The organism is Lysobacter sp. P5_C4 (assembly GCF_054049695.1).
On record NZ_JBFULX010000001.1, the window covers coordinates 418,365 to 442,076 of the forward strand.

Sequence of the window (23,712 nt, forward strand, 5' to 3'; positions counted from 1 at the left end):
GTCCCGAATGGAAGAGCTCGCGGCTCCATTGATCAGTCCTGTGACGACCGTTCGTCACTCAACGGCCGCTTGGTCGGACGCGGGCATTCCCGATTCATGTGAATCCGTGACGGGCGTCCGGACTCGTAGCACGACCCAGCCGATGCCGGCCGCAGTCGCCGCGCAAGCCGCGCCGATCACGAAGGCCAGGTGGTATCCGCCGTTGAGTGCGGCGACCGCGTCGAGGCCTGCGGCCTGCAGCGAAGCGGTGCGCGCCGAGGCCAGGCTCGCAAGCACGGCGAGCCCGAGCGCCCCGCCCATCATGAAGGACGTGTTGACCAGGCCCGAGGCCAGGCCCGAATCGGCCGGCGAGACATCGCTCATCGCCGCCAGCAGCACCGGGTTGAACGCGAGCCCCGCGCCGACGCCGAGCAACACCATCCCCGGCAGCACGTGCGTGGTGAAGTCCCCTTCGACCGGTGCGGCTGCGAAACACGCCAGCCCCGCTGCCGCGAGCAGCAACCCGACCGCGAGCGGCCCGCGGATGCCGAAGCGCATGACGATCTTCGCAGACAGCCCGAGCGAGAACGCGGCCATGATCAGGTTGGCCGGCAGGAACGCCAGGCCCACCTGCATCGGCCCGTAGCCGAGCACGAGTTGCATGTAGAGCGCGGAGAGGAAGAACCACGCGAACATCGCCGCGGCCCACAACACGCCCACGACGTTGGCGGTGGCCACGTTGCGCAACTTGAACATCGCCAGCGGCATCAGCGGTTCGCGCACGCGCGCTTCGATGACGAGGAAGGCGCCGAGCAACGCGAGCGCGGCGGCGAGCAGGCCGAGCGTCGTCGGCGAGGTCCAGCCGGCGTCGTTGCCGCCGACGATCGCGTACACCGCGAGCATCATGCCGACGGTCACGGTGAGCGCGCCCGCGACATCGAGCTTGCCGCCGGCCTCGTGCCCGCTTCCGCCGGGCAACAGGCGCAGGCACAGCGCGAACACGAGCGCGCCGATCGGAATGTTGACCAGGAAGATCCAGTGCCAGTCGAGCGCACTGGTGAGCAGTCCGCCGAGCAACACGCCGACGCTGCCGCCGCCGGCGCACACGAAACCGTAGACGCCCATCGCCTTCGCGCGGTCGGCAGGTGCATGGAACAGCATCATGATCAGCGAGAGCGCAACCGACGTGACCACCGCCCCGCCGAAGCCCTGCACGGCGCGGGCGATCACCAATTCGGTCCGCGAGGACGACAGCCCGCACCACAACGAAGCCAGCGTAAAGGCCACGATGCCGGCCAGGAACAAGCGCCGGTGCCCGTACAGATCGCCCAGCCGCCCGCCCAGCAATAGGAACCCGCCGAAGGTCAACAGGTAGGCATTGACCACCCAGACCAGCGATGCATCGTTGAACTGCAGATCCTGTTTGATCGACGGGAGCGCGACATTCACGATCGTCGAGTCGAGCACGATCATCAACACGCCCAGGCACAACACCATCAGGGCGATCCAGCGGCGGCGGGCATCGAGTTGCATGCGGGGTCCCGTTTTCCGGTTACTGGCGTTGCGCGTTGCGCGCGGCCGCTTGCTCGAACAATTCTTTCTCGCGATCGCGCAATTCCTGCGGCATCACGTCGCCGAAGTCTTCGGCTTCGAACAACGGGCGGATCTCGACGTCGGAGTCTTCGCGCATCATCGGGTTGGGACAACGCTTGACCCACTCGATCGCCTCTTCCATCGACCGAACCTGCCATACCCAGAACCCGGCGACGAGTTCCTTGGTTTCGGCGAACGGGCCGTCGGTGACGGTGCGGTTCTTACCCGAGAACCGGACGCGCGCGCCGTCCTTCGAAGGCTTGAGCCCGTCGCCGGCGAGGAGGATGCCGGCCTGGACCAGCGCCTCGTTGTACGCGGTCATCTCGCGCAGCAATTCTTCGGTGGGCAGGACGCCGGCTTCGGAACCGGGGGTGGCTTTGACGATGACCATGACGCGCATGAGCGGACTCCTTGTTGGGGGTGACGACAAGGACGACGAACGGCGGCGATGCGGATCGACATGGGACCACAAAAAAAGACGGCGGCCTTGCGGCCGCCGTCCCGATGTCGCTTGTTGCCTGAACGACCGATCAGTTGGTCGCCGGGGCGCCAGCGGCGTCGGCAGCCGTCGAAGCGGCGGCCGGAGCAGCGGCGGTCGACGCGGCCGGAGCCGTCATCGAAGCGGCCGGCATGGCCGTCGACGGCATCGCCGGGGTCATCGGCGCAGCCGGGGCGGCCATGGTGGCCGGGGCAGCGACGGTGGCCGAAGCAGCCGTGGCGGCGGCGTCGTCGTTCTTCTTGCAGCCAACCAGGGCCACGGCGAGCAGCGCGCCACAGGCCAGGGCGAGCTTGGTCTTCATTTCAGTACGCATGCGTCCTCCTCGTCCGGGCACGTTGCCCGAGGGTCAATCTTGCAGGAATACGGGATCTGTCGTGATGTTCGCGTTGTCCCCCGCGGGTCATGGCCGCTTCCACCCATGCCCGGCCATGCAAGCGTCGAACGCATCCTCGCGCGGTTTACCGGCATCGAGGTCACGGGTCTTCGCATCACAATCGGCCTGCGCGGTGTCGAAGGGCGTGGCGCCTTCGCCGGTCCAGCCGCGCTGATGAGCGCAACCGCAGGCGAGGGACGCAACGACCAGGAACGACAACACACGTAAGCGCATCGGCGGGCACAAGGTAAGCGGCCGGCGCGCATCCTGCATGAATCCGCGCGCATTTGTAATCCCCCTCCCCCCACTATTTGGCGACTTCGGCCCCTTCCGGCGAACAAATCGCATCGAATCGCATGCATTGCGCCCCTCCCGGCGGTCGGCTCGCGGCCGACGTACCGCTCTTCGACGAAGCTGTCCATGCGCAGCCCGAGCGCGGAAAACGCGGGGCGAATGTCGAAATCGCCGGTGCCTTCCACCGCCTGCGCCAGGAACGGGCCGAAGTCCGAAGCGGTCAACGGCCCGGCGATCCGCACGATGTCGTCCAGGACGTCGGTCCGGCCCGTTTGACCGCACTGGCGGCGCAGTTCGCGCGGCAGATCGGGTGCGATTGCGCAACCACGACCAGCGCCAGCGCCGCCAGGCTCTGCCGCCGTGCGTCGGTCGCCGCCATGGCGAGCGAGGTTCGACCAGCGGCTACGCGGCGCCGCACGCCAGGTGCAACGCCCTCATTCGGTATCGAGCAAGGCCTCGGTGCCCACGACCTTGCGCACTGCCAGCGATTCCCAGACCGCAACGACCAGCAGTGCGCCGTTCGCGAGCATCGCCAGATGCAGCGGCGCCAGCACGTGCGCGGCCGTCGGCCACGCGAGCAACACCAGCAGCGCCAGCCCGACCAGGTGCGACAGCGGCGGCGCGCGGCGGTCGTTGGTGATCCATTTGAACGTGGCATTGCCGAGGAGGTACAGGATCGGCCCGCCGAGCACGATCGCCAACCCGAGCGGCTCGCCGTGTTGCGGATGCGCGATCACCAACTCGTCGGACACCGCGCACGCGATGATCCCGCCGACGATGAGTGCGTGCACGTAGGTGTAGGCCGAACGCGCTTCGCGGCCGGGATCGTCCGCGCGTTCGATGCGTTTGGTCGCGCGCTTGGCGCCGGTGTCGAAATAGATCCACCACATCAGGATCGTGCCCAGCACCGCGTTGGCGAAACCGGTGGACGTTGCGAAGTCCCATTCGCGCGCGGCGAAGGTCATGCCGGTGACCAGCAGCGATTCGCCCAGCGCGATGATGATGAACAACGCGCAGCGTTCGGCCAGGTGCGCGCCTTCGACATCCCAGTCCTCGATCGACGAACGGCCGAGGCCCGGCACCCAGAAATACGAAATCGGCGCGAGCGATTCGATCGCCAGGGCCAGCGCCCACCACGCCATGCGCGCATCGTGCGTCGTCGTCGCGCCGGCGATCCAGCAGGCCGAGAACACGAGGGTCCAGACCAGGATGCGCTGGAAGTTGCGCCGGCGGTGCAGCGGTTCGGCGCGCACGGCCCACAGGAAGAAGAGCGTGCGACCGATCTGCAGCACGGTGTACGACAAGGCGAACAACAATCCGCGCGAGTCGAAGGCTTTCGGAATCGCGATGGAAATCCCCAGGCCTGCGAGCATCAGCGCCAGCAGGGCAAGACGCACCGGGATGCGCTCGGGATCGAGCCAGTTGGTCACCCAGGAGGTGTCGATCCACACCCACCAGACACCGAGCAGCAACAGCGCGACCTGCACCAGGCCCGTGAGGGACAACGCACCGACCAGCGTGTGCGAGAGCTGCGTCACCGCGAAGACGAAGACGAGGTCGAAAAACAGCTCGACCATCCCCACCTTGCCGCTGTCGGCGGCGTCGCGCGAGCGCAACAGGGATCGACGGCGCTGGGCCATTCGGCGGGCTCGCGGGAGGAAGGCCTCCGGATCATGCCGCAGCGCGCGTTGCGGCCACGCTCACGGCGCGCGCGCGACACTCCGTCCACACCGGGATTCCACATGACCTCCGATGCCCACGCTCTCGTCGACTGGCTCCACGCGCATCCGCGCGTGTTCGTCCTGACGGGCGCCGGATGCAGCACCGCCTCGGGCATCCCCGACTATCGCGATCGCAATGGCGACTGGAAGCGCAAGCCGCCCGTGACCTACCAGGCGTTCCTGCACGAGCCCGCAACGCGCGCGCGCTATTGGGCGCGCAGCCACGCGGGTTGGCCGATGGTGGCGCGCGCGCGGCCGAACGCCGCGCATCGCGCGCTGGCCGCGCTCGAACACGACGGCCGCATCGCGCGCCTGGTGACGCAAAACGTCGACGGCCTGCATCAACGCGCGGGCAGCCGCGATGTCATCGATCTGCACGGGCGCATCGATGCCGTGCGTTGCCTGGCGTGCAGCGCAGTGTTCGCGCGCGAGGAGGTCCAGCAACAGCTCGTCGCACGCAATCCCGAATGGACGCAGGCCGTCGATGCGGCGATCGCACCGGACGGCGACGCCGATCTGGATGCGATCGATACGACCGCGTTCGTTGCGCCGCATTGCGACGCATGCGAAGGCTTGCTGAAGCCCGACGTCGTGTTCTTCGGCGAGAACGTGCCGCGCGATCGCGTGTTCGATGCGCAGGCGGCATTGCAGGCGAGCGATGCCATGCTCGTCGTCGGCTCCTCGCTGATGGTGTATTCGGGCTTCCGCTTCGCCGTGCGTGCCCGCGACGCCGGCCTGCCGCTCGCGATCCTCACCTCCGGCACCACGCGCGCCGATGGCCTCGCCACCCTCAAGCTCGACGCCGAGAGTGGAGACACGCTCGGCAAGGCGTTGAAACTCATGGAAATCGCGCACCCCGCCAGCGTCACCTAGCCCGATCCGCCCCATGACTTCCTTCATAGACAAACTGGTCTAGACAACGTTGTCTAGTCGGCGTAGCGTGCCCACCATCGCTCCAACGCATGCACCCAAGCCGATGACCGACCGCAAGCCCACCGCAGCCGAACTCGACCTGCTCAACACGCTGTGGCGCCTCGGTCCGGCGACCGTGAAGGACGTCCACCAGGCGATGCAGGACGAGAAGCCGACCGTCACCTACGCCAACGTGCTGCGCCTTGCGCAGGTGATGCACGGCAAGGGCCTGTTGGTGCGCGACGAAACGCAGCGCTCGCACGTCTACGCCCCCGCACAGGCGCAGGACGCGCTGCAAACGCACCTGCTCAACGACTTCATCCAGAAGGCCTTCGCCGGTTCCGGCAAGGGCCTGGTGTTGGCCGCGCTGAGCGCACACGTTTCCGAAGCCGAGCGCGACGAGATCCGCAAGTTGCTGGACGCCACGAACGACGAGGGCACGCACGATGCATGAGGTCATCGAACGACTGATTCCCGCGATCGGGCAGGCCCTTGTCGACTTCACGTGGCAAGGCGCGCTGATCGGCGCCGTTGCAGCGCTGCTGCTGCGCGGTGCGCGCCATGCGAAACCGCAGGTGCGTTACGCGATCGCCTGCCTCGCATTGCTCGCGTACGCGGTGGTGCCCCTGGCCAGCGTGTTGCTCGCATTGCGCGATCCGGCGCCGGCGTCGCTCGCCTTCCAGGCCTATGTCGCCGATGCGACCGTGCGTACGATCGGCAGCGAAAACGCATCGCTCGACTGGCCATCCCGTTTGGCCGCCATGCAGCCGATGATCGTCGCGCTGTGGGCCGCGGGCGCGAGCGTGTTCTGCCTGCGCACACTGTTCGGCGTTGCGTGGGTGCAACGCATGCGCCTGGCGCGGCAGCCGCCGCTGCAGGCGCGCTGGCAGGCGGCGCTCGATGCGCTCGCCACGCGATTCGACATGCGCGGCGTCGCGTTACGCCTGGTCGAATCGCTCGATTCGCCGGTCGTCGCCGGATTCTGGCGGCCGGTCGTGTTGCTGCCGATGTCGGTCGCACTGCGCATGCCCGCCGAACTCGTCGAGGCCCTGCTCGCGCATGAACTCGCGCACGTGCGTCGCCACGACTATCTCGTGAACCTGCTTCAGCGCGCGGCCGAAGCGCTGCTGTTCTTCCATCCCGCGACGTGGTGGCTGTCGCATCGCATCCGCGTGGAACGGGAGCTCGTCGCCGATGCGATCGCGGCCGAAGTCATCGGCGACGGGCGCCGACTCGCCGTCGCGCTCGCCACGCTGTCGGATCTGCACGCCGCGCGTCCCGCCCTGCCCCACCTCGCACACGCCGCCCACGGAGGCCACCTGATGTCCCGCATCCAGCAATTGCTTCGCCCGCAACCGCGCCATCGCCTGCCCGCCGGGCGGATCGCGTTGCCCGTGATCGGCATCGCCGCGGCCTGCATCGCCTTCTACGCACAGGCGCAGATCGGCAAGGCGCCGGAAGCGACGCCGCTTGCAGCGCACGTGTCCGCCGCCGCGCCCGTGATTGCGGCCGCGCCGGCCGCCGCTGCGGCACCGTTGGCCGCACCGGCCCTGGACGTGGCGCCCGTGGCGCCTGCCGCCGTGGCGTCGCCCGCGGATGCGGCTGCGCCTGCCGCCCTGGTGTCGCCGGCGGATGCGGCCGCGCCTGCCGCCCCCGCGGCGCCGGCGCAATCCGCGCCGCTCGCGCAGGTCACGCGCCTGGGCCACGACGACAATGCGTGGGCCCTGGTCCGCAAGGGCCGCGATGGGTATTCGATGTCGGGCTCGACCGACGACATGGACGACATCGACCTCGCCAAGCGGAGCCTGCAGCGCGATTTCATCTGGTTCCGCCGCGACGGCAAGGCCTACGTGATCGACGATCCGTCCATCGTCGGCCGCGCCCAGGCCGCGTGGAAAGACAGCGACGCGCTCGGTACCCGCATGTCCGCGCTGGGCGATGCGATGGACGTGCACGGCAAGAAGATGGAAGCGCTCGGCGCGCAAATGGAAACGCTGTCGAAGGCGCACATGCCCTCGCCCGCAATGCAGGCCGCGCAGGAACGCATGGGCGCGTTGGGACAACAGCAGATGGAACTCTCCGGCCGCCAGCAGCTGCTCGCGATGAAGCAACGCAAGACGGACAACGACGCCGAAAGCGACGCGCTGGACAAACAGATGGACGACCTGGGCCGCCAGATGGACGCCATCGGCGACCAGATGGAAGCGCAAGGCAAGATCATGGAGCGCGAGTCGCAGAAGATGGAACGCAACCAGGCACCGATGGAGCGCCTCGGCGCGCAGATGGAAGCAGCGTCCAAGCCGATGGATGCCCTGGGCAAGCAGATGGGCGAACTGGGAAAGCAGCAGGAAACGCTGGCGAAGAAGGCAGAGAAGGAACTCGACGGCCTGATCGGCGAAGCGATGCACAAGGGGCTGGCGAAGCCCGCACCGTTCGCACGCTCGGCGCAATAACGCGCGACGCCCTCCCACGGGGCAAAAAAAAAACGCCAGCCGCGAGGCTGGCGTTTTTCGTTCAACACGTCCGCGCTATCACGCGCGCGAATCGCGGCGACCACCGGGCTTCGCAGCGGCACTACGATGCTGCTTCGGACCGGCGTGCGCATGGCGCGGCTGCGCCGTCGCCGGCTTGCCGTGCGGACGATGCCCGCGCTGCGGGCGCTGCGTCGGCTTGCCTGCGTTGAACGGCGCGGCATCCAGGCGGATCGGACGGCTGGGCTCGAAGCCCTTCACCGCATCCATCTGGATTTCCGCCTTCAACATGCGCTGGATCTGGCGCAGCAAACCGCCTTCGTCCGGCGAGACCAGCGAGAGTGCTTCGCCCGTGGCGCCATTGCGGCCGGTGCGGCCGATGCGGTGCACGTAGTCTTCGGCAACCATCGGCAGGTCGTGGTTGATCACCAGCGGCAGGTTCGGGATGTCCAGGCCGCGCGCGGCGACGTCGGTGGCCACCAACACGCGCGCCTTGCCCGATTTGAACTCGTTCAACGCGCGCTGGCGCGCGGCCTGGCTCTTGTTGCCGTGGATCGCGACCGCCGACAGGCCGGCCTGCACGAGCTGTTCGGCCAGGCGGTTGCAACCGTGCTTGGTCTTGCCGAACACCAGCACCTGCTCGGTGTGGCGCTTGGCGAGGATGTCGATCAGCAGGTCGCGCTTCTTCGCGCCGTCTACCGGATGCGCGCGATGCACGATCGTCTCGGCGATCGTGTTCTGCGCCGCCACCTGCACCTGCTGCGGCGACTTCATGAACTCCAGCGCCAGCTGCTTGATGTTGGACTCGAAGGTCGCCGAGAACAGCAGCGTCTGGCGGGTCGACGGCACGCGCGCGAGCACGCGCTTGATCGCCGGCAGGAAGCCCATGTCGAGCATGCGGTCGGCTTCGTCGAGGACGAGCAGTTCGACGGCGTCGAGCTTGGCGGTGCCGCGCTCGAGATGGTCGAGCAAGCGGCCCGGGCACGCGACGAGGATGTCGACGCCGCGGCGGAACGCATCGATCTGCGGCTGCATGCCGGCGCCGCCGTACAGCGTGGTCACGTTGAGGCGCAGGTGGCGGCCGTAGGCCTTGATGCTGTCGCCGACCTGCACCGCGAGTTCGCGGGTGGGGACGAGGATCAGCGCGCGCGGCTTGCGCGGGCCGGTGGTGGCGGCGGGCTTGCCTTCCGACAGGCGCTGGAGCAGCGGCAGGCCGAACGCGGCGGTCTTGCCGGTACCGGTCTGTGCGCCGCCGAGCACGTCCTGGCCGGCGAGGACGAGGGGAATGGCCTCGGCCTGGATCGGCGTGGGCGTGGTGTAACCGTTGTCTGCGAGCGCGCGCAGCAGCGCGGGCGAAAGCCCGAGGGTTTCGAACGTCATTGGTGGAGCTCCGATGTGAAGCACGCCGCGCAATGGCGGCGTGCACTCGAAGCTTTCCCTGATACCGCGCTGTCGAGTCAGTTTGTGCGCCCCGGCAGGTAGCCGGCGCGTGTCGCGCGACGAAAGAGGTACGGAGTTGGGTCCGCCAAGATGGGACCCGGGGGCCGGGAAAACGCTACGGCCGTGCGCGAGCGGGGCGAACCTTAACACGGCAGGCGGCCCGAATCCGGCATCGGGCGCAAAAAAAAACGGCGCCCCGGAGGGCGCCGCTTCAGAAACCCGGTTCTTCGCCGGGTATTCGATACCGGTTTACTGGTACTTGTTGGTGCCGATGGTCCGCGTGGACCCGCTCTTCCAGAGGATGTCGCGCTCGATCTTGCTGGACCAACCGGTCAGCGTGAAGGGCGAGCGGCTACGGGCGCCGAGGCGCGTGTAGTTCTGGTAGGACAGGTTGGCGCTGTGGGTCACGCCGGAGGTGCCGGAGTTGTAGACCACGCCGGTCGCCGAGTTGTAGCGGAACGTGCTGTTGAGGACCTTCAGCGAGCTCACGCCGTTCGTGCCCATGCCCAGGCTGCCGTTGCGCTCCAGGGTGCACCCGGTGATGGTGACGCCGGTGGTGCGCTTCCAGATGTTCAGGCCGTACTTGGCGTTGTTGTTCAAACGGCAGTTCTGGATGAGGATCGTCTTCGCCGAACCACCTTCATCCGGTTCGATGTCGATGCCGCACTCGGGGGACGTGCCCTTCGAGTAGCTGAACTCCGAGTCGAAGACCTTGATGTTGTGGCAGTTGGTGATCGACAGGCCCTGGCGACGGTTGTTGGTCGAGATGATGTTCGCGATGACGATGTCGTTCGCCGCGCCGCCGATGCAGACACCATCGCCGGTGCACTTCGACACGCGCAGGTCACGGATCGTCACGCGGGTCGCGCCGCCGCCGATGGAGATGCCGTGGCCCCACTCATGGGTACCGGAACCGTAGTGGTGCGTCTCGCGGTCGCCGACGAGCTGGCCACCGGTGATTTCCATGTCCGAGCCGCCGCTGATCTGGATCAGGTAGTGGCGCGACAGCGACGAGGTCTTCGCCTTGAGGATGGCACCCGAAGAGAGCGACAGGCGCATCCTGCTGCGCATGCGGATCTTCTTCGACGTATCGATCATGTACGTGCCGGCCGGGATGGTGACCGTGCCGCCCGTGGTGGGAAGCGAGTTGATCGCGGCCTGGATGGCGGCCGTATCGTCGTGGCTGCCGTTACCGAGCGCGCCATAGTTCTTGACGTTGCGCGTGGCGGTGCCACGAGCACGCGTCGGAGGCGTGGTGAGCGCGAAGGCCGGCATGGAGACGCCGCCGATGGCGAGCGGCACTGCAAGGACCAGCGAGTTGCGGAGGAATTCGCGACGAGGCATGTCTGCCTCGCGCACGGCGTGCACGAGATTCGTGTTGTTCAAGGTCTGAGCCCCTTACGTTGGCGGGTCGACAATTGCGCTCAAAAAGAAGCAGGTCGACCAAGTCAATGGAGGTGAAGAAGGTACGCAACCGATCACGCTGGAGCGTCGTTGTGTTTGTCGACGTCTCGTGATGGCGTGGACGGACTGTACACGTCGCGACAAACGTTTCACCCACTCATCACTCATCCAAACACGATCTTCGCATTCATGTTGGTAGCGGTTCAGACGAATGACGAAGACGGCGCATTAAGGCGTTTTCGATTAACACGCACATAACTTTCGACCGCTTTTCCAAGGCGTTTTTTTCACACCGGATCTCGTGCACCGCAACATCCGTGCCGTCGCTTGATGCTGCTTGGTTCAAGCCGCGCGCGTATTGCAGAGCACGCAACGCCCTCATGCAAGTCGACGGCCGCAACGCGTCGACAACCCCGTTCCTTCGTTAAGTCTGCCTCCCATCACGCGCGAGCCCCCCGTGCGCATCCATCGCCTCAATTGCATCAGCACGCGCCCGTTCGGCGGGCGACTCATCGATGGCACCACGCGCGGCGTGCTCACGCGCGGACGCTGCGTCAGCCATTGCCTGGTGGTCGAGACCGGCGAAGGCCTGTTGCTGGTGGACACGGGCCTGGGCATGGGCGATGTCATGGATCCCGAGCGTCGCCTCTCGTCCGCCGCGCGCAGGCTCTTCGCGCCGGAGCTGCTCGCCGGCATGACGGCGGTGCGACAAGTCGAGGCGATGGGCTTCCGCGCCGACGACGTGCGCGACATCGTGCTCACGCACCTGGATTTCGACCAGGCCGGCGGCCTCGACGATTTCCCGCACGCCCGCGTCCACGTGTTCGAAAAGGAAGTGCACTACGCGACCGCACAGGGCAACTGGCGTGCGAAACAACGCTACCGGCCGATGCAATGGTCCACGCGTACGCGCTGGATCCAGTACGACGCGCTGTCCGAAACACCGTGGAAAGGCATGCCCTGCGTGCGCGACCTCGTCGGCCTGCCGCCGGATGTCATCGTCTTGCTGCCGCTGCACGGCCACACGCCCGGACACGTCGGCGTTGCCATCAGTGCGGAGAACGGCTGGCACCTGCATTGCGGCGATGCGTACGCCGATGCACGGGAGATGGATGTCGATCCGCATGGCCGCCTGGGCATGCAGCTCTACGAGAAACTGACCGCCACCGACCCAGTCGCCTTCGCACAATCGCAGCAGCGCCTGCGCCTGATGCACTGCAAGCATCCCGACGTGATCCTGAATTGCGCGAAGGACCCGCGCGAATTCGAACGCCTGGCCGGGCGCGCCGCGCACTTGCCCGCCGACCCGATCACGCCGCTGGCGCGCGATCCCTACGTCGAGAAGATCGTCCGCAAACGGGCGGGCGCCACGGTGCAGGAACCCACGCCTTCGCGGGCCGCGACGGGCCTGGACGTGGTCCACCACGATGCCGCGACATTCGATCTGGAACCCTTGGCCGGACCGCGCGGCAACGCGCCCCCGCAACCGAGTTCCTGATGGCGGCACGCAAGGACGCACCCCTTCGCATCGCGACGTTCAACGTCAACGGCATCCGTTCGCGGTTGCCGCACCTGCTGCAATGGCTGGCGCAGGAAGCGCCGGATATCGCGTGCCTGCAGGAATTGAAGGCCGCCGACGAAGGCTTTCCGATCGATGCGATTCGCCAGGCGGGTTACGGAGCGCTCTGGATGGGGCAGCGCTCGTGGAACGGCGTGGCGATCCTGTCGCGCGGCAGCGACCCCATCGAGAGCCGCCGCGGTTTGCCGGGCATGCGCGCCGATCCGAACAGCCGTTACCTGGAAGCGGCCGCGCATGGCGTCATCGTCGGCTGCCTCTATCTTCCCAACGGCAATCCGCGGCCCGGCCCCAAGTTCGACTACAAGCTGCAGTGGTTCGACCGATTCCTCGAACACGCGCAGGCACTGTTCGACAGCAAGCATCCGGTGGTGCTCGCCGGCGACTACAACGTCGTGCCCACCGATGCGCTCGACATCTACGACCCGAAACACTGGAAGAAGGACGCGCTGCTGCAACCCGAAAGTCGCGAACGCTACGAGGCCTTGCTCGCGCAGGGTTGGACCGATGCGCTGCGCACGCTGTATCCGGACGAGAAGATCTTCACGTTCTGGGATTACTTCCGGAATCACTGGCCGCGCAACGCCGGGCTGCGCATCGATCATCTGTTGCTGAGCCGTGAACTCGCGCCGCGGTTGAAGGCGGCGGGTGTCGATCGCTGGGTGCGCGACCTGGAAGGCGCGAGCGACCATGCGCCGACGTGGGTGGAGCTCGGCGCGAAGAAGGCCACGGGGAAAGCGACCCGCAAGGTCGTAAAGAAGGCCGTGAAGAAGGTCGTGAAGAAGGCCGCCAAGAAGGTCGCGAAGAAAAAAGCCTGACCCTCCCCCGCTCCGCGCAAGGGAGGGCCATCCTGCTATTTGAAATTGAGTTCCCGCAGCAACTCGTCGCCCAGCAACGTGCGCATCACCACGCGCTTGCCCGAGGCTTCGTCGGCCTGCCGCACGTTCAACTTGGTCACCTTTTCCTGGATCGGCTGCATCTTCTTGTCCATGCCGTCGAGCATGGCCATGTTCGGATAGGTCACGACCAGGTAGAGGTCCGCTTCCTGCGGGTTGTGTGCCTGCGCGCCGTAAACGTGGTACTCCAGGACGTAGCCGGCCTTCTTGGCCTCTTCCATCACCGGCCTCCAGTTCTTGCTCAGATAGTCCATGTAGTTTTCGAACTGCCCGTCGACCACCTTGATGGCGGAGACGTTGGTGACCGTACCTTCGGAATACGCGCTCTCCTGCGCGAAGGCGGGAATGGCGACGAGCGACAGCAGCGTGGCGAACAGCCAGGCGATCCGGCGTTTCATGTGTCCTCTCCTGTGGTGCGCAAACCCCTGACGCCAGCCTCAACGCGGGCAAGCAACCGTAGCGGACATGCACCCCAGGCGGCGGACTCAGCAGTAGGCCCCTCGGCTCTACGGCCGCTTCATCGGGATTTCACTGTCGAGGTTCGATGTTCGGCGGCACGCTCCACCCACGGATCCGACCGATGATCAGCGCTGCCGACATCCTTTCCGCCCGCATCCTCGTCGTCGACGACGACTTCGATGCCCTGCGCACGCTCCAGCAGGTGTTGACGAGCGCCGGCTATACATCGGTCACGTGCACGACCGACCCGCACGCCGTGCTGGACCTGCATCGCGAACAGGATTTCGACGCGGTCCTGCTCGACGTGTTGATGCCGGGCATGGACGGTTTCGAAGTGATGGAAGCGCTCAAGCCCTGCGAGCGCGACGGTTACCTGCCCGTGCTCGCGCTCACCGCCGAACCGGGCCATCGCACCCAGGCGCTGCGCTACGGCGCCAAGGATTTCCTGCGCAAGCCCTTCGATCCGGAGGAGTTGCTGTTGCGCGTGCGCAACCTGCTCGAAGTACGCCTGCTCTACAAGGAACGCCGGATCGCCGCGGTGATGCCCGTGGCCGCCTGAGCGGCGCGATGCCCGAAACCAGCTGCGGGATCCTGCTGTGGCGTCGCGACGACGATGCCGTGCGCGTGTTGCTCACGCATCCGGGGGGTCCGTTCTGGCGCAATCGCGACGAGGGTGCGTGGACCATTCCGAAAGGCGGGCCGGAGGACGGCGAAACGCATCAGGCAACCGCGTTGCGCGAATTCGAAGAAGAACTCGGCTCGCCGCTGCATGGACGCCTGTTTCCGCTGGGGCAGATCACGCAGCGCGGCGGCAAGCGCGTGCACGCCTTCGCCGTCGAAGGCGATTTCGACGTCGCGCGCCTGCGTAGCAACACGTTCGAATGCGAGTGGCCGCCGCGCAGCGGGCGCGTGCAGCACTATCCGGAAGTCGACCGCGCCACGTGGTTCACCTTCGACGAAGCGCGCGTCAAGTTGCTGGACGCGCAGTGCGTGTTGCTCGACCGCCTGGACGCGGCCCTCAGGGAAGGGATGCCAGGAACTGTTCCGTCCGCCTGAGCGCTTCGCGCCCTTGCGCGGTGTCGAGGTCGAACTGGTATTCGTGCGGCAGCCCCGGTGCCAGGTCGGCCGGCCAGAACAGGGCGTCGACGTCCACGCCCTGCGCGCGCAGGGCATCGGCGAGCAGGTAGGAATGCGCTTGCAAGGGGTCGTCGTTGCCGACCGAAATGAAGGCCGGCGGAAAATCCTTCGTCACGTACCGCGCGACCGAGTACGACGCCATGCGCGGGTTCCGCCAGAAATCCTTGCGCCCCATGTAGGCCCACATCACCGAGCGGATGAACCAGGTGGGCTTCGCACCCGAGGAGGTGCGCGTCAACGCCGCATCGTAGGGCCCACAGAACAGCAGCACGCCGACGATGTGCGCGGGTGCGACCGCGGGCCGGATGCCCAGATCGCGTGCATAGCCCGGCGACGTCGTGAGGTTGGCGACCTGCGCGGCGATCTGCGCACCCGCCGAGTCGCCGCCGAGCACGAAGCGGCCGCGCCCCATGCCGTAACGCGGCGCATTGGCCGACAACCATGCGAGCGCGCGGTTGGCCTGCTCGACCGGCACCGGATAGTGCGCCTCGGGCGCGCGCGTGTATTCGATGCTCGCCACGCCGTAGCCTTTCGACGCGAGGATGCGCGCGTAATCGGCGACCTCCGACTTGCGCCCCGCGACGAAGCCGCCGCCGTGGATCCAGACGATCGTCGTGCGCGGGGGTTTGCCGGCAGGAACGAACAGGTCGAGCTTCGCGTCGGGGTCGCGTTCGTCGTATCCGACGTCGCGCAATTCGTTGACGCCCGCGGCGGGCGCGTGTTTTTCCAGCTTGCGCGCGATCGTCGCGCCGCCGATGTCGAACACCGCGCGGATCGCGAGCGCAGAAGGCCACGGCGACAGCTTCGTCCACGCCAGGAGCGCGAGCCCCACGACCAGACATGCGAACAACGTTCGCCTGAGCCCCTTGCGCTTGCGTGCCTCCCTGGCCATCCCCTTCCCCGTCACCGCAATTGGCTGTCCTTGCTTCCGCGGCGGTTGTAGCCGCTGAAGGCCTGCGCTTCTTCGTCGGCGGCTTCCTGGCACGGCACGCACAGCCGCACGCCGGGGACCGCTTCGCGACGCGCCTCGGGAATGCGTGCGCCGCATTCTTCGCACTGTTCGAGCGACGGGCCTTTCGGCATGCGATCGCGCACGCGCTGCACGCCATCCTTCACGGTTGCGTCGATCTGCTCGTTGACGGCGTTCTCGCCGGCCCAACCGGTGGCCATGCACCGCTCCTTCGCATCGCAAGCAAGAAAGAATACGCGCGGACCCATGAATGCAACGCGCCCGTGATCGCCGCGTAACGACCGTCCATGCATCTTCACGCCTCCCCCACGCAGCGGAGCCCGCCATGGCCGTTCCCTACATGCCTTCCGGCTATCACGCCCTGACGCCTTCGGTCGTCGTCGACGACGCGAACAAGGCGATGCAGTTCTATGCCGACGCCTTCGGCGCGAAGGAAACCATGCGCCTGCCGATGGGCGACAAGCTCGCGCACGCCGAGATGGACATCGACGGCTCGCGCTTCATGCTCTCCGACGAATTCCCCGAATGGGGCGCGCTGTCGCCCAAGTCGCGCGGCGGCGCCACCGGCGGGATGATGGTCTACGTCAAGGACGCGGACGCGGCCATCGACCGGGCCGTGAAGGCCGGCGCCACCGTCGTGCAACCTGTCGAAGACCAGTTCTGGGGCGACCGCATGGGCACGGTGGTCGATCCGTTCGGCCACAAGTGGATGCTGGGAACGCACAAGGAAGAAGTGCCGCCGGACGAAATGGAGCGCCGCAGCAAGGCGTGGCTGGAAGACATGCAGAAGCGAACGAGTTGACGCAATCACCATGACTAACGGCAGGGTCGCGCGCGCCGCTTAAACCAAACCTCACGACGAATCATCCATCTCCGGGACCGATGGCACGGTGCGCCGTGCCCTTGGCTTTGCATTCTTCGCAATTTTCCGGGGGTTTTCCGATGGGTGTTCCGAATCGCCTGCGTGGCGCCATGTTGTGCGCGGCCCTGTTGCCGTTGTCGATCGCCAATGCGCTCGCGCAGGAGGCCGCCGCCCCGCCGGACAAGCCGACCGTCGAAAACGCCACGCGCACCTACACCCCGGACGACTTCAAGCGCTTCGCCCCCAACAACGCGCTGGACATGCTGGAACAGGTGCCCGGCTTCGTCATCCGCACGCAGGTGGTCGAACGTGGCCTGGGCCAGGCGACGGGCAACGTGCTGATCAATGGCCAGCGCATCTCGGCCAAATCCAACGACGTGCTCAGCCAGTTGGGACGCATTCCTTCGGGCAACGTCGTGCGCATCGAGATCGTCGACGGCGCGACGCTCGACATCCCCGGCCTGTCCGGCCAGGTGGCCAACGTCGTCACCAAGGCCGCCGGGATCAGCGGGCAATGGGAATGGCGCCCCGACATCCGCCGCGACTTCACCAATCCGCAGCTCACGCGCGGCAACGTTTCGGTCAGCGGCGCCGCCGGACGCATGGACTGGACGGTCGGCTTCACCAACAACGCCAACCACAGCGGCGCGGGCGGTCCCACGGTGATCACCAACGCCGACGGCACGGTGCGCGAAAACCGCAATGACGAATGGACGGGCGAAAGCGATGCGCCGACGCTCAGCACGCAACTGGCGTGGACGACCGAGAGCGGCGGCAAGGGCAATTTCAACGGGCGTTACCAGCGCCTGATCTTCGATTACGTCGAAGAAGGCATCCGCGTCGGCGACCCCACCGTGCCCGATCGCTTCCGCACCGTGCTGGAGGACGAAGGCGGCTACAACTGGGAACTGGGCGGCGACTACGAGTTCAAGCTCGGCCCGGGGCGCCTGAAATTCATCGGCCTGGACCGCTACACGCACGATCCGCTGGTCGACACCGTGTTCGACGATTACCTCGATGGCGATCTGACACCCACCGACGGCGTCCGCTTCCGCCGCATCGGCAACGAGACCGAACGCATCGCGCGCAGCGAATACCGCTGGAAAGGGTTCGGCGGCGACCTGCAGGTGTCGGGCGAGTACGCGTTCAACAAGCTCGAAAGCGCCTCGACGTTGTCGACGGCAGACGCCAATGGCGACTTCGTCGTCGTGCCGCTGGAAAACGGCACCGCGACCGTGCAGGAAGATCGCTACGAGTTGATGACCAGCTACGGCCGCGCGCTCACGCCCGACCTGCAGTTGCAGGTGAACCTCGGCGGCGAGTACTCGCGCCTGGAACAAGTGGGCGCGGGCGGGCTCACGCGCACGTTCCGCAGGCCGAAGGGCCTGGTGTCCTTCGCGTGGAAGCAGTCGGAGAACATGGACTGGAACTTCAAGCTCGAGCGCCGCGTGGGACAGCTGAATTTCTACGACTTCATCGCGTCGGTGAACCTGACCAACGACCAGGCCAACGCGGGCAATCCCGATCTCGTGCCGCCGCAGACCTGGGAGCTGTCGGTCGAAGGCAACCGCAAGCTCGGCGCGTGGGGGACGACGACGCTGCGCGTGTACGGCCAGCGCATCGACGACATCGTCGACACGATCCCGATCGGCATCGATGGCGAAAGCCCGGGCAACCTCGAAGAGGCGACGCTGTACGGCTTCGAGTGGAAAGGCACCATCAACATGGATCCGCTCGGCTGGAAGGGCGCGAAATTCGACCTGACCTGGCAGATGGAACACAGCAACGTGCAGGACCCGCTGACGTTCGAAGACCGGCCGATCAGCAACAACCTTGCCGAGCTGGCGTCCGTCGCACTGCGTCACGACATTCCGAACACCGACTGGGCCTGGGGCGGCGCGATCGATTACTCCTACTACGAACTCGACTATCGCCTGACGGAAGTCGGCCGCCAGTGGGAAGGCCCGATCTGGGGCAACCTGTTCGTCGAGCGCAAGAACCTCCTGGGCATGACCATCCGCCTGCAGGCGAGCAACCTGGGCGATGCGATGTCGATGTGGGACCGCACGGTGTACGTCGATCGCCGTACGGGCCCCATCGATTTCCACGAGATGCGCAACCGGACGATCGGCCCGATCTACAGCATCACGTTCAGTGGCAAGTTCTAGCGCGGGCGGGAAGCCCTGATCACGCCGCTGCGGCTTCGCCGCAATCGGCGCCCATCTCTTCCATCTGCCGCACTTCGCACTCGACGTTCCATTCCTCGCCGTGCACCTGGAGGAAGCGCTCGGTCAACTTGAGCGCTTCGTCCAGCGAATCGGCCTTGAGGATGGCGTAGCCGCCGATTACTTCGCGCGTTTCGGTGAAGGGGCCATCGGTGCGGCTGAGCTTGCCGTGGTTGTTGCGCAGGCGGACGCCTTCGGCCGTGGGGCGCAGGCCGCCGGTGTCGAGCAATACGCCCTTGGCCATGAACTCTTCGATGAGCTTGCCCATCTCGGCCATCAGGCGCTCGCTGGGGACCTGGCCGTTGTTTTCCTGCACGCGGACGACGGAAAAGAATCGCATGGTGGAACTCCTCGTTTTGGGGATGGAAACCGGGCGGTGTTGCCCGCTTCACCCCTTTCGACGAACGAGCGCGGCGCGGATCGACACGCACCCGAAAACTTTTTTCAGCCCCGGACCTGTCGCCAGACCCCGAGGATGGCCGCGGCGCTCCGGGCGGCATCGTCTTCGGACGTAGCCCAGTTGGAAACCGAAATGCGCATGGCGCCCCTGCCCTGCCAGGTGGTGCCCGCGAGCCAGCAGGTCCCTTCCTGCTGCACGCCGGCGATCACCTGGCGGGTGATTTCGTCGTCGTCGCCGAAGCGCACCAGGACCTGGTTGAGAACGACGTCGGCGAGGATGCGCACGCCGTCTTCCTTCGCGAGCCCTTCGGCCATCTGCCGCGCGCGTGCGCACAGGCGATCGACCAAGCGCGCGATGCCTGCGCGGCCCAGCGCGCGCAGGTTGGCGTACACCGGCACGCCGCGCGCGCGCCGCGAGAAGTCGGGCACCCAGTCGACGGCGTCGCGTTCGACGCCTTGCGTCTGCACCAGGTACGCCGCCGCCGTGGTCATCGCCGCGCGATGGTCCTGACGCGACTTCACCAGCGCCACGCCGCAGTCGTAGGGCACGTTCAGCCATTTGTGCGCGTCGGTGGCCCAGGAATCGGCGAGTTCCACGCCGTCGACCAATGCGCGGGTCGCTGCGTCCGCACTCGCACGCGCCCACAGGCCGAAGGCGCCGTCGATGTGCAGCCAGGCGCCGTGCGCGTTGCAGATCTCGCCGATTTCGCGCAACGGATCGAATGCACCGGTGTTCACGTTGCCCGCCTGCGCACAGACGATGGTCGGGCCTTCGAGCGTGGCGAGCAGCGCGCGCAATGCGTCGGCTTGCATGCGGCCCTGCGCGTCGGAGGTGATGCGCCGGATGCACTTCGTGCCCAGCCCCAGGTAACGCAAGGCGACGTCGATGGTGATGTGCGATTCGGCGGAGGCCACGACGTTGATGCGCGGCGCGCCCTGCAGACCATCGGCTTCCACGTCCCAGCCCACGCGCCGCAACACGCCGTGTCGCGCGGCGGCCAGGCACGTCAGGTTCGCCATCTGGCAGCCGGTGACGAAGCCGACGCCGCAATCGCCCGGCAGGTCGAACACCTCGAGCAACCACTCGCCCGCGACTTCCTCCAGGACCGACACCAGCGGCGAGATGACATAGATGCCGGCGTTCTGGTCCCACGTCGACACGAGCCAGTCGGCCGCGAGCGACACCGGGGTGGCGCCGCCGATCACGAATCCGAAGTAACGCGGCGAGTTGCAGGCGACTGCGCCGCGCGGCGCTTGCGCCGCGAGCAGGTCGAGCACGGCTTCCGGGGCTTCGCCTTCGGCGGACAGCGGCGAGCGCAATGCCGCCATCAACTCGTCGCGTGTCGCCGTCGAACCCACGCGACGGTCGGGCAACGCGTGGAGATAGTCCAGGGCGTGCGCGTGGGCGCGTGAAAGGAGTTCGTCGTAGCCCGCAGACATGGTGCTATCCCTTGGCATGCGCGATCACATGATCGCTCATTCCGTCCGCCAGTTCGATCTCGCCCAGGAACACCTTGCCCGCATGTGCCTGCGCGAGGAGCGCGGCCTCTTCGGCGTTGTGGCTGCGCACGATGATGTCGATGCCGGGGTTCAGGGTGCGCGCGACCTCGGACATCCGCCGCACGCTGAAGGTATCGGGCGTCGCGACGACCAGCCAACGCGCGCCGGTGATGTGCGCCTGCACGAGCGTCGTGGCTTCGGAGGCATCGCCCGAGACCGCCGCGAACCCCTCTGCGCGCAACTGCTCCACCCGCTCTCGGTTCTGTTCGGCGACGACGACGGGAATCCCGCTCGCCGTCAACTGCTGCACGATGCGCTTGCCGACGCGGCCGTAGCCGACGAGCACGGCGTGACCGGACAGGTATTTCGCATCGGTGGTCGTCGGGAGCGCGGCCAGCGGGTCGACGGGTTCCTCCAGGCGCCGCGCAAGCGCCGAGCGCTTGCGGATCCACCGTTGCAACGGCTCGATCGTGGCGAACAACAACGGATTGAGCGCAATCGAAATGATCGCGCCCGCGAGGACCAGGCTGTTGCCTTCCTTCGGCAAGACACCGAGCGAAACGCCGAGGCCGGCGAGGATGAAGGAGAACTCGCCGATCTGCGCCAGGCTCGCGGAGACGGTCAGCGCGGTATTGAGCGGATAGCGCAGCAACAGGACGAGCAACGCGGCAGCGAGCGTCTTGCCGAACACGATGATCGCCACGACCGCCAGCACGCGCAGCGGTTCCTCGACGATCACCATCGGATCGAACAACATGCCCACCGACACGAAGAACAACACCGCGAAGGCATCGCGCAGCGGCAGGGACTCCTCGGCCGCGCGATGCGAGAACTCCGATTCGCGCAGCACCATGCCCGCGAAGAACGCGCCCAGCGCGAAGGACACGCCGAACAACTCCGCCGCACCGAACGCGATGCCCACCGCGCACGCCACCACCGCCAGCGTGAACAACTCGCGCGATCCGGTCTGCGCCACCCACCACAGCATGCGCGGGAGGATCTTGCGGCCCGCGACCAGCATCACCACGAGGAATGCGATGACCTTCAACAGCGTCGTGCCGAGCGCGAGCCACAGATTGGCGCCGCCCTCCGGCGTCGCCGTGCCGCCCATCGCGCCGGCGATCGGTGGCAGCAGCACGAGCACCAGCACCATCGCCAGGTCCTCGACGACGAGCCAGCCCACCGCGATGCGGCCGTTCATCGAATCGAGCACGCCGCGAGCCTCCAGCGCGCGCAACAACACCACGGTGCTGGCGACCGACAAGGCCAGCCCAAACACGATCGCCGCACCCCACGACCAGCCCCATTGATGCGCGACGAGCGCGCCGAGCCCCGTCGCCGCCGCGATCTGCAGCACCGCGCCGGGCAGCGCGACCTTGCGCACGTCGAGCAGGTCCTGCAGCGAGAAGTGCAGGCCCACGCCGAACATCAGCAGCATCACGCCGATTTCGGCGAGCTCGGCCGCAAGGCCCGTATCGGCGACGAAACCCGGCGTGAAGGGCCCGATGAGCACACCGGCGAGCAAGTACCCCACGAGCGCCGGCAAGCGCAGGCGCGCGGCGATGAAACCGAGGATCAACGCCGCGCCGAAGGCGGTCGCCAGCGTCGAAATGAGTGTCAGGCCATGGGGCATCGTGCAGGGGATCCTCGGTTCACGCGCGACTCACGCGGCCTACGACTCTACAACCTGAACGCGACAAAGGCTTCACGCGAATTCTCAGAATCGATTCAGCGCTACGGCCGCCAACTGCACACAGTTCCACCAACCCCACAGGTGTGCCATGCGTTTCGAACGGAATGTCATCCTCGCAGGCGCCATCGGCCTCGTCCTCGCCGGTGGCCTGATCTCGCCCGACGCATCGGCGCGCCAGAACGATCCGCATCAGCAGGACGCGGAAAAGGCCAAGCATCAGAAGGCGAAGCCGGAATCGCAGAAGCACGAAGACGCCGCGCGCCAGCAGGCAGCGCAGCATCAGGCGCAGCAACGCGCGCAGGCGCAGCAACGCGAGGCGCAGCACCAAAAGGCGCAACAGCACCAACAGGCCGAGCAACGCCAGGCGCAGCAGCGCGAACAGGCGCAGCACCGCGAGGCACAGCAGCGCCAGGCGCAGCAGCGCGAACAGGCGCAGCATCGTCAGGCACAGCAGCGCCAGGCCGATGCGCGGCGCGATGCCGAGCGTCGCCAGGCCGATGCACGCCACCAGGCCGACGCACGCAACGCTGCCGAACGTCGCCAGGCGCAGGAACGTCAGGAGGCGCAACGCCGCCAGGCCGACGCCCGCCGCGACGCGCAGCATCGTGCCGAACTCCAGCGCGATGCCGATCGCCGCGACGCGCAGAACCGCAACGCCGACCACCAGCGCCGCGTCACCGAAGCGCAGCGCCAGCAGCGGATCCAGATGCAACGCCAGCGCGAAATCGACTATCGCAACTACATGGCGCAGCGTCGCGTGGCCGAGCAGAACCGCATCGCCGCCCTGCAGGCACAACGCCGCTCGCAGCAGTACGCCTACCAGCAGTGGTACTGGCAGCAGCAGCTCGCGCAGCAGCAGCGCCTGGCGGCGCAGAACTACGCGCGCGACGCGTACTACAACGCGCCGGTGTCCTATCGCTACGTCCGCGATGGCCGCTACTACGATGCCAACCGCTACCAGGCCGACCAGTTGCAGCAGGCGGTCCGCGAGGGCTACCGGATGGGCGTGCGCGCCGGCATGGCCGACCGCCGCGACGGGTGGCGCAGCGACTGGCGCAACAACTTCGCCTACCAGGATGCGAGCTACGGCTATAACGGCTACTACGTCGATCGCACCGAATACAACCACTACTTCCGCGAAGGCTTCCAGCGCGGCTACCAGGATTCGTACGGTAACGACTACCGTTACGGGACCTACAATGGCGTCGACAACTACAACTACAACGAAAACGACAACGGCAACGACAACATCGCGGTGATCCTCACCAGCGTGCTGCAGTCGATCCTCGGCCTGCAGCAGTACTGACGG

At 66.9% G+C, this 23,712-nt stretch carries 23 protein-coding genes and 1 pseudogene; 11 read left to right on the plus strand and 13 right to left on the minus strand.

Annotation, left to right across the window (positions count from 1 at the left end):
• Positions 1-54: 54 nt before the first annotated feature.
• From ACXJJ8_RS01895 to ACXJJ8_RS01905, 3 genes are all read right to left on the minus strand, one after another.
• On the minus strand, positions 55-1,512 hold the full coding sequence (locus ACXJJ8_RS01895) for a DHA2 family efflux MFS transporter permease subunit (RefSeq protein WP_499026554.1): 1,458 nt from the start codon (positions 1,510-1,512) through the stop codon (positions 55-57).
• Between the two features lie 19 nt (positions 1,513-1,531).
• On the minus strand, positions 1,532-1,972 hold the full coding sequence (locus ACXJJ8_RS01900) for a YciI family protein (protein WP_499026555.1): 441 nt from the start codon (positions 1,970-1,972) through the stop codon (positions 1,532-1,534).
• A gap of 130 nt (positions 1,973-2,102) precedes the next feature.
• Positions 2,103-2,372: a hypothetical protein gene (locus ACXJJ8_RS01905; RefSeq protein ID WP_499026556.1), complete on the minus strand. Its 270-nt coding sequence runs from the start codon at positions 2,370-2,372 to the stop codon at positions 2,103-2,105.
• Between the two features lie 117 nt (positions 2,373-2,489).
• On the opposite strand from ACXJJ8_RS01905, the gene ACXJJ8_RS01910 reads away from it, so the two are divergent.
• Positions 2,490-2,672 carry a hypothetical protein gene (locus tag ACXJJ8_RS01910; RefSeq protein ID WP_499026557.1) on the plus strand — a complete coding sequence of 61 codons (183 nt, stop codon included), beginning with the start codon at positions 2,490-2,492 and terminating at the stop codon, positions 2,670-2,672.
• 500 nt (positions 2,673-3,172) lie between these two features.
• On the opposite strand, the gene ACXJJ8_RS01915 is transcribed toward ACXJJ8_RS01910, so the two are convergent.
• Positions 3,173-4,378, minus strand: a complete 1,206-nt coding sequence (locus ACXJJ8_RS01915; protein ID WP_499026558.1) for a low temperature requirement protein A — start codon at positions 4,376-4,378, stop codon at positions 3,173-3,175.
• A 102-nt stretch (positions 4,379-4,480) separates the two neighbouring features.
• Here ACXJJ8_RS01915 and ACXJJ8_RS01920 point away from each other — a divergent pair, with 102 nt between their 5' ends.
• From ACXJJ8_RS01920 to ACXJJ8_RS01930, 3 genes are all read left to right on the plus strand, one after another.
• Complete coding sequence (locus ACXJJ8_RS01920) at positions 4,481-5,332, plus strand: NAD-dependent protein deacetylase (RefSeq protein ID WP_499026559.1); 852 nt, start codon at positions 4,481-4,483, stop codon at positions 5,330-5,332.
• Between the two features lie 103 nt (positions 5,333-5,435).
• A complete protein-coding gene (locus tag ACXJJ8_RS01925) occupies positions 5,436-5,825 on the plus strand; it encodes a BlaI/MecI/CopY family transcriptional regulator (protein ID WP_499026561.1) in 390 nt (129 codons plus the stop codon).
• Complete coding sequence (locus tag ACXJJ8_RS01930; RefSeq protein ID WP_499026562.1) at positions 5,818-7,824, plus strand: M56 family metallopeptidase; 2,007 nt, start codon at positions 5,818-5,820, stop codon at positions 7,822-7,824. The genes ACXJJ8_RS01925 and ACXJJ8_RS01930 overlap by 8 nt, the downstream gene beginning before the upstream one ends.
• Positions 7,825-7,917: 93 nt before the next feature.
• Here ACXJJ8_RS01930 and ACXJJ8_RS01935 read toward each other — a convergent pair.
• Together ACXJJ8_RS01935 and ACXJJ8_RS01940 are read right to left on the minus strand one after the other, a co-directional pair.
• Positions 7,918-9,222, minus strand: a pseudogene (locus ACXJJ8_RS01935) (DEAD/DEAH box helicase); the annotation flags it as partial.
• A 309-nt stretch (positions 9,223-9,531) separates the two neighbouring features.
• Positions 9,532-10,626 (minus strand): right-handed parallel beta-helix repeat-containing protein, encoded by a 1,095-nt coding sequence (locus tag ACXJJ8_RS01940; protein ID WP_499026563.1) that lies wholly within the window; start codon positions 10,624-10,626, stop codon positions 9,532-9,534.
• Between the two features lie 517 nt (positions 10,627-11,143).
• On the opposite strand from ACXJJ8_RS01940, the gene ACXJJ8_RS01945 reads away from it, so the two are divergent.
• Both ACXJJ8_RS01945 and ACXJJ8_RS01950 read left to right on the plus strand, forming a co-directional pair.
• Positions 11,144-12,184, plus strand: coding sequence for an MBL fold metallo-hydrolase (locus ACXJJ8_RS01945; RefSeq protein WP_499026564.1), 1,041 nt, complete (start codon positions 11,144-11,146; stop codon positions 12,182-12,184).
• The gene (locus ACXJJ8_RS01950) at positions 12,184-13,080 is read left to right on the plus strand and encodes an exodeoxyribonuclease III (protein WP_499026565.1); all 897 of its coding nucleotides are present in this window, start codon (positions 12,184-12,186) and stop codon (positions 13,078-13,080) included. Before ACXJJ8_RS01945 ends, ACXJJ8_RS01950 begins: the two co-directional genes overlap by 1 nt.
• 35 nt (positions 13,081-13,115) lie before the next feature.
• On the opposite strand, the gene ACXJJ8_RS01955 is transcribed toward ACXJJ8_RS01950, so the two are convergent.
• Positions 13,116-13,556 (minus strand): hypothetical protein, encoded by a 441-nt coding sequence (locus ACXJJ8_RS01955; RefSeq protein ID WP_499026566.1) that lies wholly within the window; start codon positions 13,554-13,556, stop codon positions 13,116-13,118.
• Between the two features lie 182 nt (positions 13,557-13,738).
• Between ACXJJ8_RS01955 and ACXJJ8_RS01960 the strand changes: the two genes are divergently transcribed.
• Together ACXJJ8_RS01960 and ACXJJ8_RS01965 are read left to right on the plus strand one after the other, a co-directional pair.
• Positions 13,739-14,176 (plus strand): response regulator, encoded by a 438-nt coding sequence (locus ACXJJ8_RS01960; RefSeq protein WP_499026568.1) that lies wholly within the window; start codon positions 13,739-13,741, stop codon positions 14,174-14,176.
• Positions 14,177-14,184: 8 nt separating this feature from the next.
• Entirely contained in the window at positions 14,185-14,673 is a 489-nt protein-coding gene (locus ACXJJ8_RS01965; protein ID WP_499026569.1) for an NUDIX hydrolase, read from the plus strand.
• Here ACXJJ8_RS01965 and ACXJJ8_RS01970 read toward each other — a convergent pair.
• Positions 14,636-15,646 carry an alpha/beta hydrolase gene (locus tag ACXJJ8_RS01970; RefSeq protein WP_499026570.1) on the minus strand — a complete coding sequence of 337 codons (1,011 nt, stop codon included), beginning with the start codon at positions 15,644-15,646 and terminating at the stop codon, positions 14,636-14,638. The two genes, ACXJJ8_RS01965 and ACXJJ8_RS01970, sit on opposite strands and share 38 nt — an antisense overlap.
• Positions 15,647-15,657: 11 nt before the next feature.
• On the minus strand, positions 15,658-15,924 hold the full coding sequence (locus tag ACXJJ8_RS01975) for a DksA/TraR family C4-type zinc finger protein (protein WP_499026571.1): 267 nt from the start codon (positions 15,922-15,924) through the stop codon (positions 15,658-15,660).
• 125 nt (positions 15,925-16,049) lie between these two features.
• On the opposite strand from ACXJJ8_RS01975, the gene ACXJJ8_RS01980 reads away from it, so the two are divergent.
• Positions 16,050-16,526: a VOC family protein gene (locus ACXJJ8_RS01980; RefSeq protein ID WP_499026573.1), complete on the plus strand. Its 477-nt coding sequence runs from the start codon at positions 16,050-16,052 to the stop codon at positions 16,524-16,526.
• 140 nt (positions 16,527-16,666) lie between these two features.
• Positions 16,667-18,754, plus strand: a complete 2,088-nt coding sequence (locus ACXJJ8_RS01985) for a TonB-dependent receptor plug domain-containing protein (protein ID WP_499026574.1) — start codon at positions 16,667-16,669, stop codon at positions 18,752-18,754.
• Between the two features lie 19 nt (positions 18,755-18,773).
• On the opposite strand, the gene ACXJJ8_RS01990 is transcribed toward ACXJJ8_RS01985, so the two are convergent.
• The 4 genes from ACXJJ8_RS01990 to ACXJJ8_RS02005 form a co-directional block, all read right to left on the minus strand.
• Positions 18,774-19,151, minus strand: a complete 378-nt coding sequence (locus ACXJJ8_RS01990; RefSeq protein ID WP_499026575.1) for a YciI family protein — start codon at positions 19,149-19,151, stop codon at positions 18,774-18,776.
• Between the two features lie 104 nt (positions 19,152-19,255).
• Positions 19,256-20,650, minus strand: coding sequence for a pyridoxal phosphate-dependent decarboxylase family protein (locus ACXJJ8_RS01995; protein ID WP_499026576.1), 1,395 nt, complete (start codon positions 20,648-20,650; stop codon positions 19,256-19,258).
• 4 nt (positions 20,651-20,654) lie between these two features.
• Positions 20,655-22,343 carry a cation:proton antiporter domain-containing protein gene (locus ACXJJ8_RS02000; RefSeq protein WP_499026577.1) on the minus strand — a complete coding sequence of 563 codons (1,689 nt, stop codon included), beginning with the start codon at positions 22,341-22,343 and terminating at the stop codon, positions 20,655-20,657.
• A 19-nt stretch (positions 22,344-22,362) separates the two neighbouring features.
• Positions 22,363-23,115 carry a hypothetical protein gene (locus ACXJJ8_RS02005; protein WP_499026578.1) on the minus strand — a complete coding sequence of 251 codons (753 nt, stop codon included), beginning with the start codon at positions 23,113-23,115 and terminating at the stop codon, positions 22,363-22,365.
• Here ACXJJ8_RS02005 and ACXJJ8_RS02010 point away from each other — a divergent pair.
• Complete coding sequence (locus ACXJJ8_RS02010; RefSeq protein WP_499026579.1) at positions 23,110-23,709, plus strand: hypothetical protein; 600 nt, start codon at positions 23,110-23,112, stop codon at positions 23,707-23,709. The two genes, ACXJJ8_RS02005 and ACXJJ8_RS02010, sit on opposite strands and share 6 nt — an antisense overlap.
• Positions 23,710-23,712 lie beyond the last annotated feature (3 nt).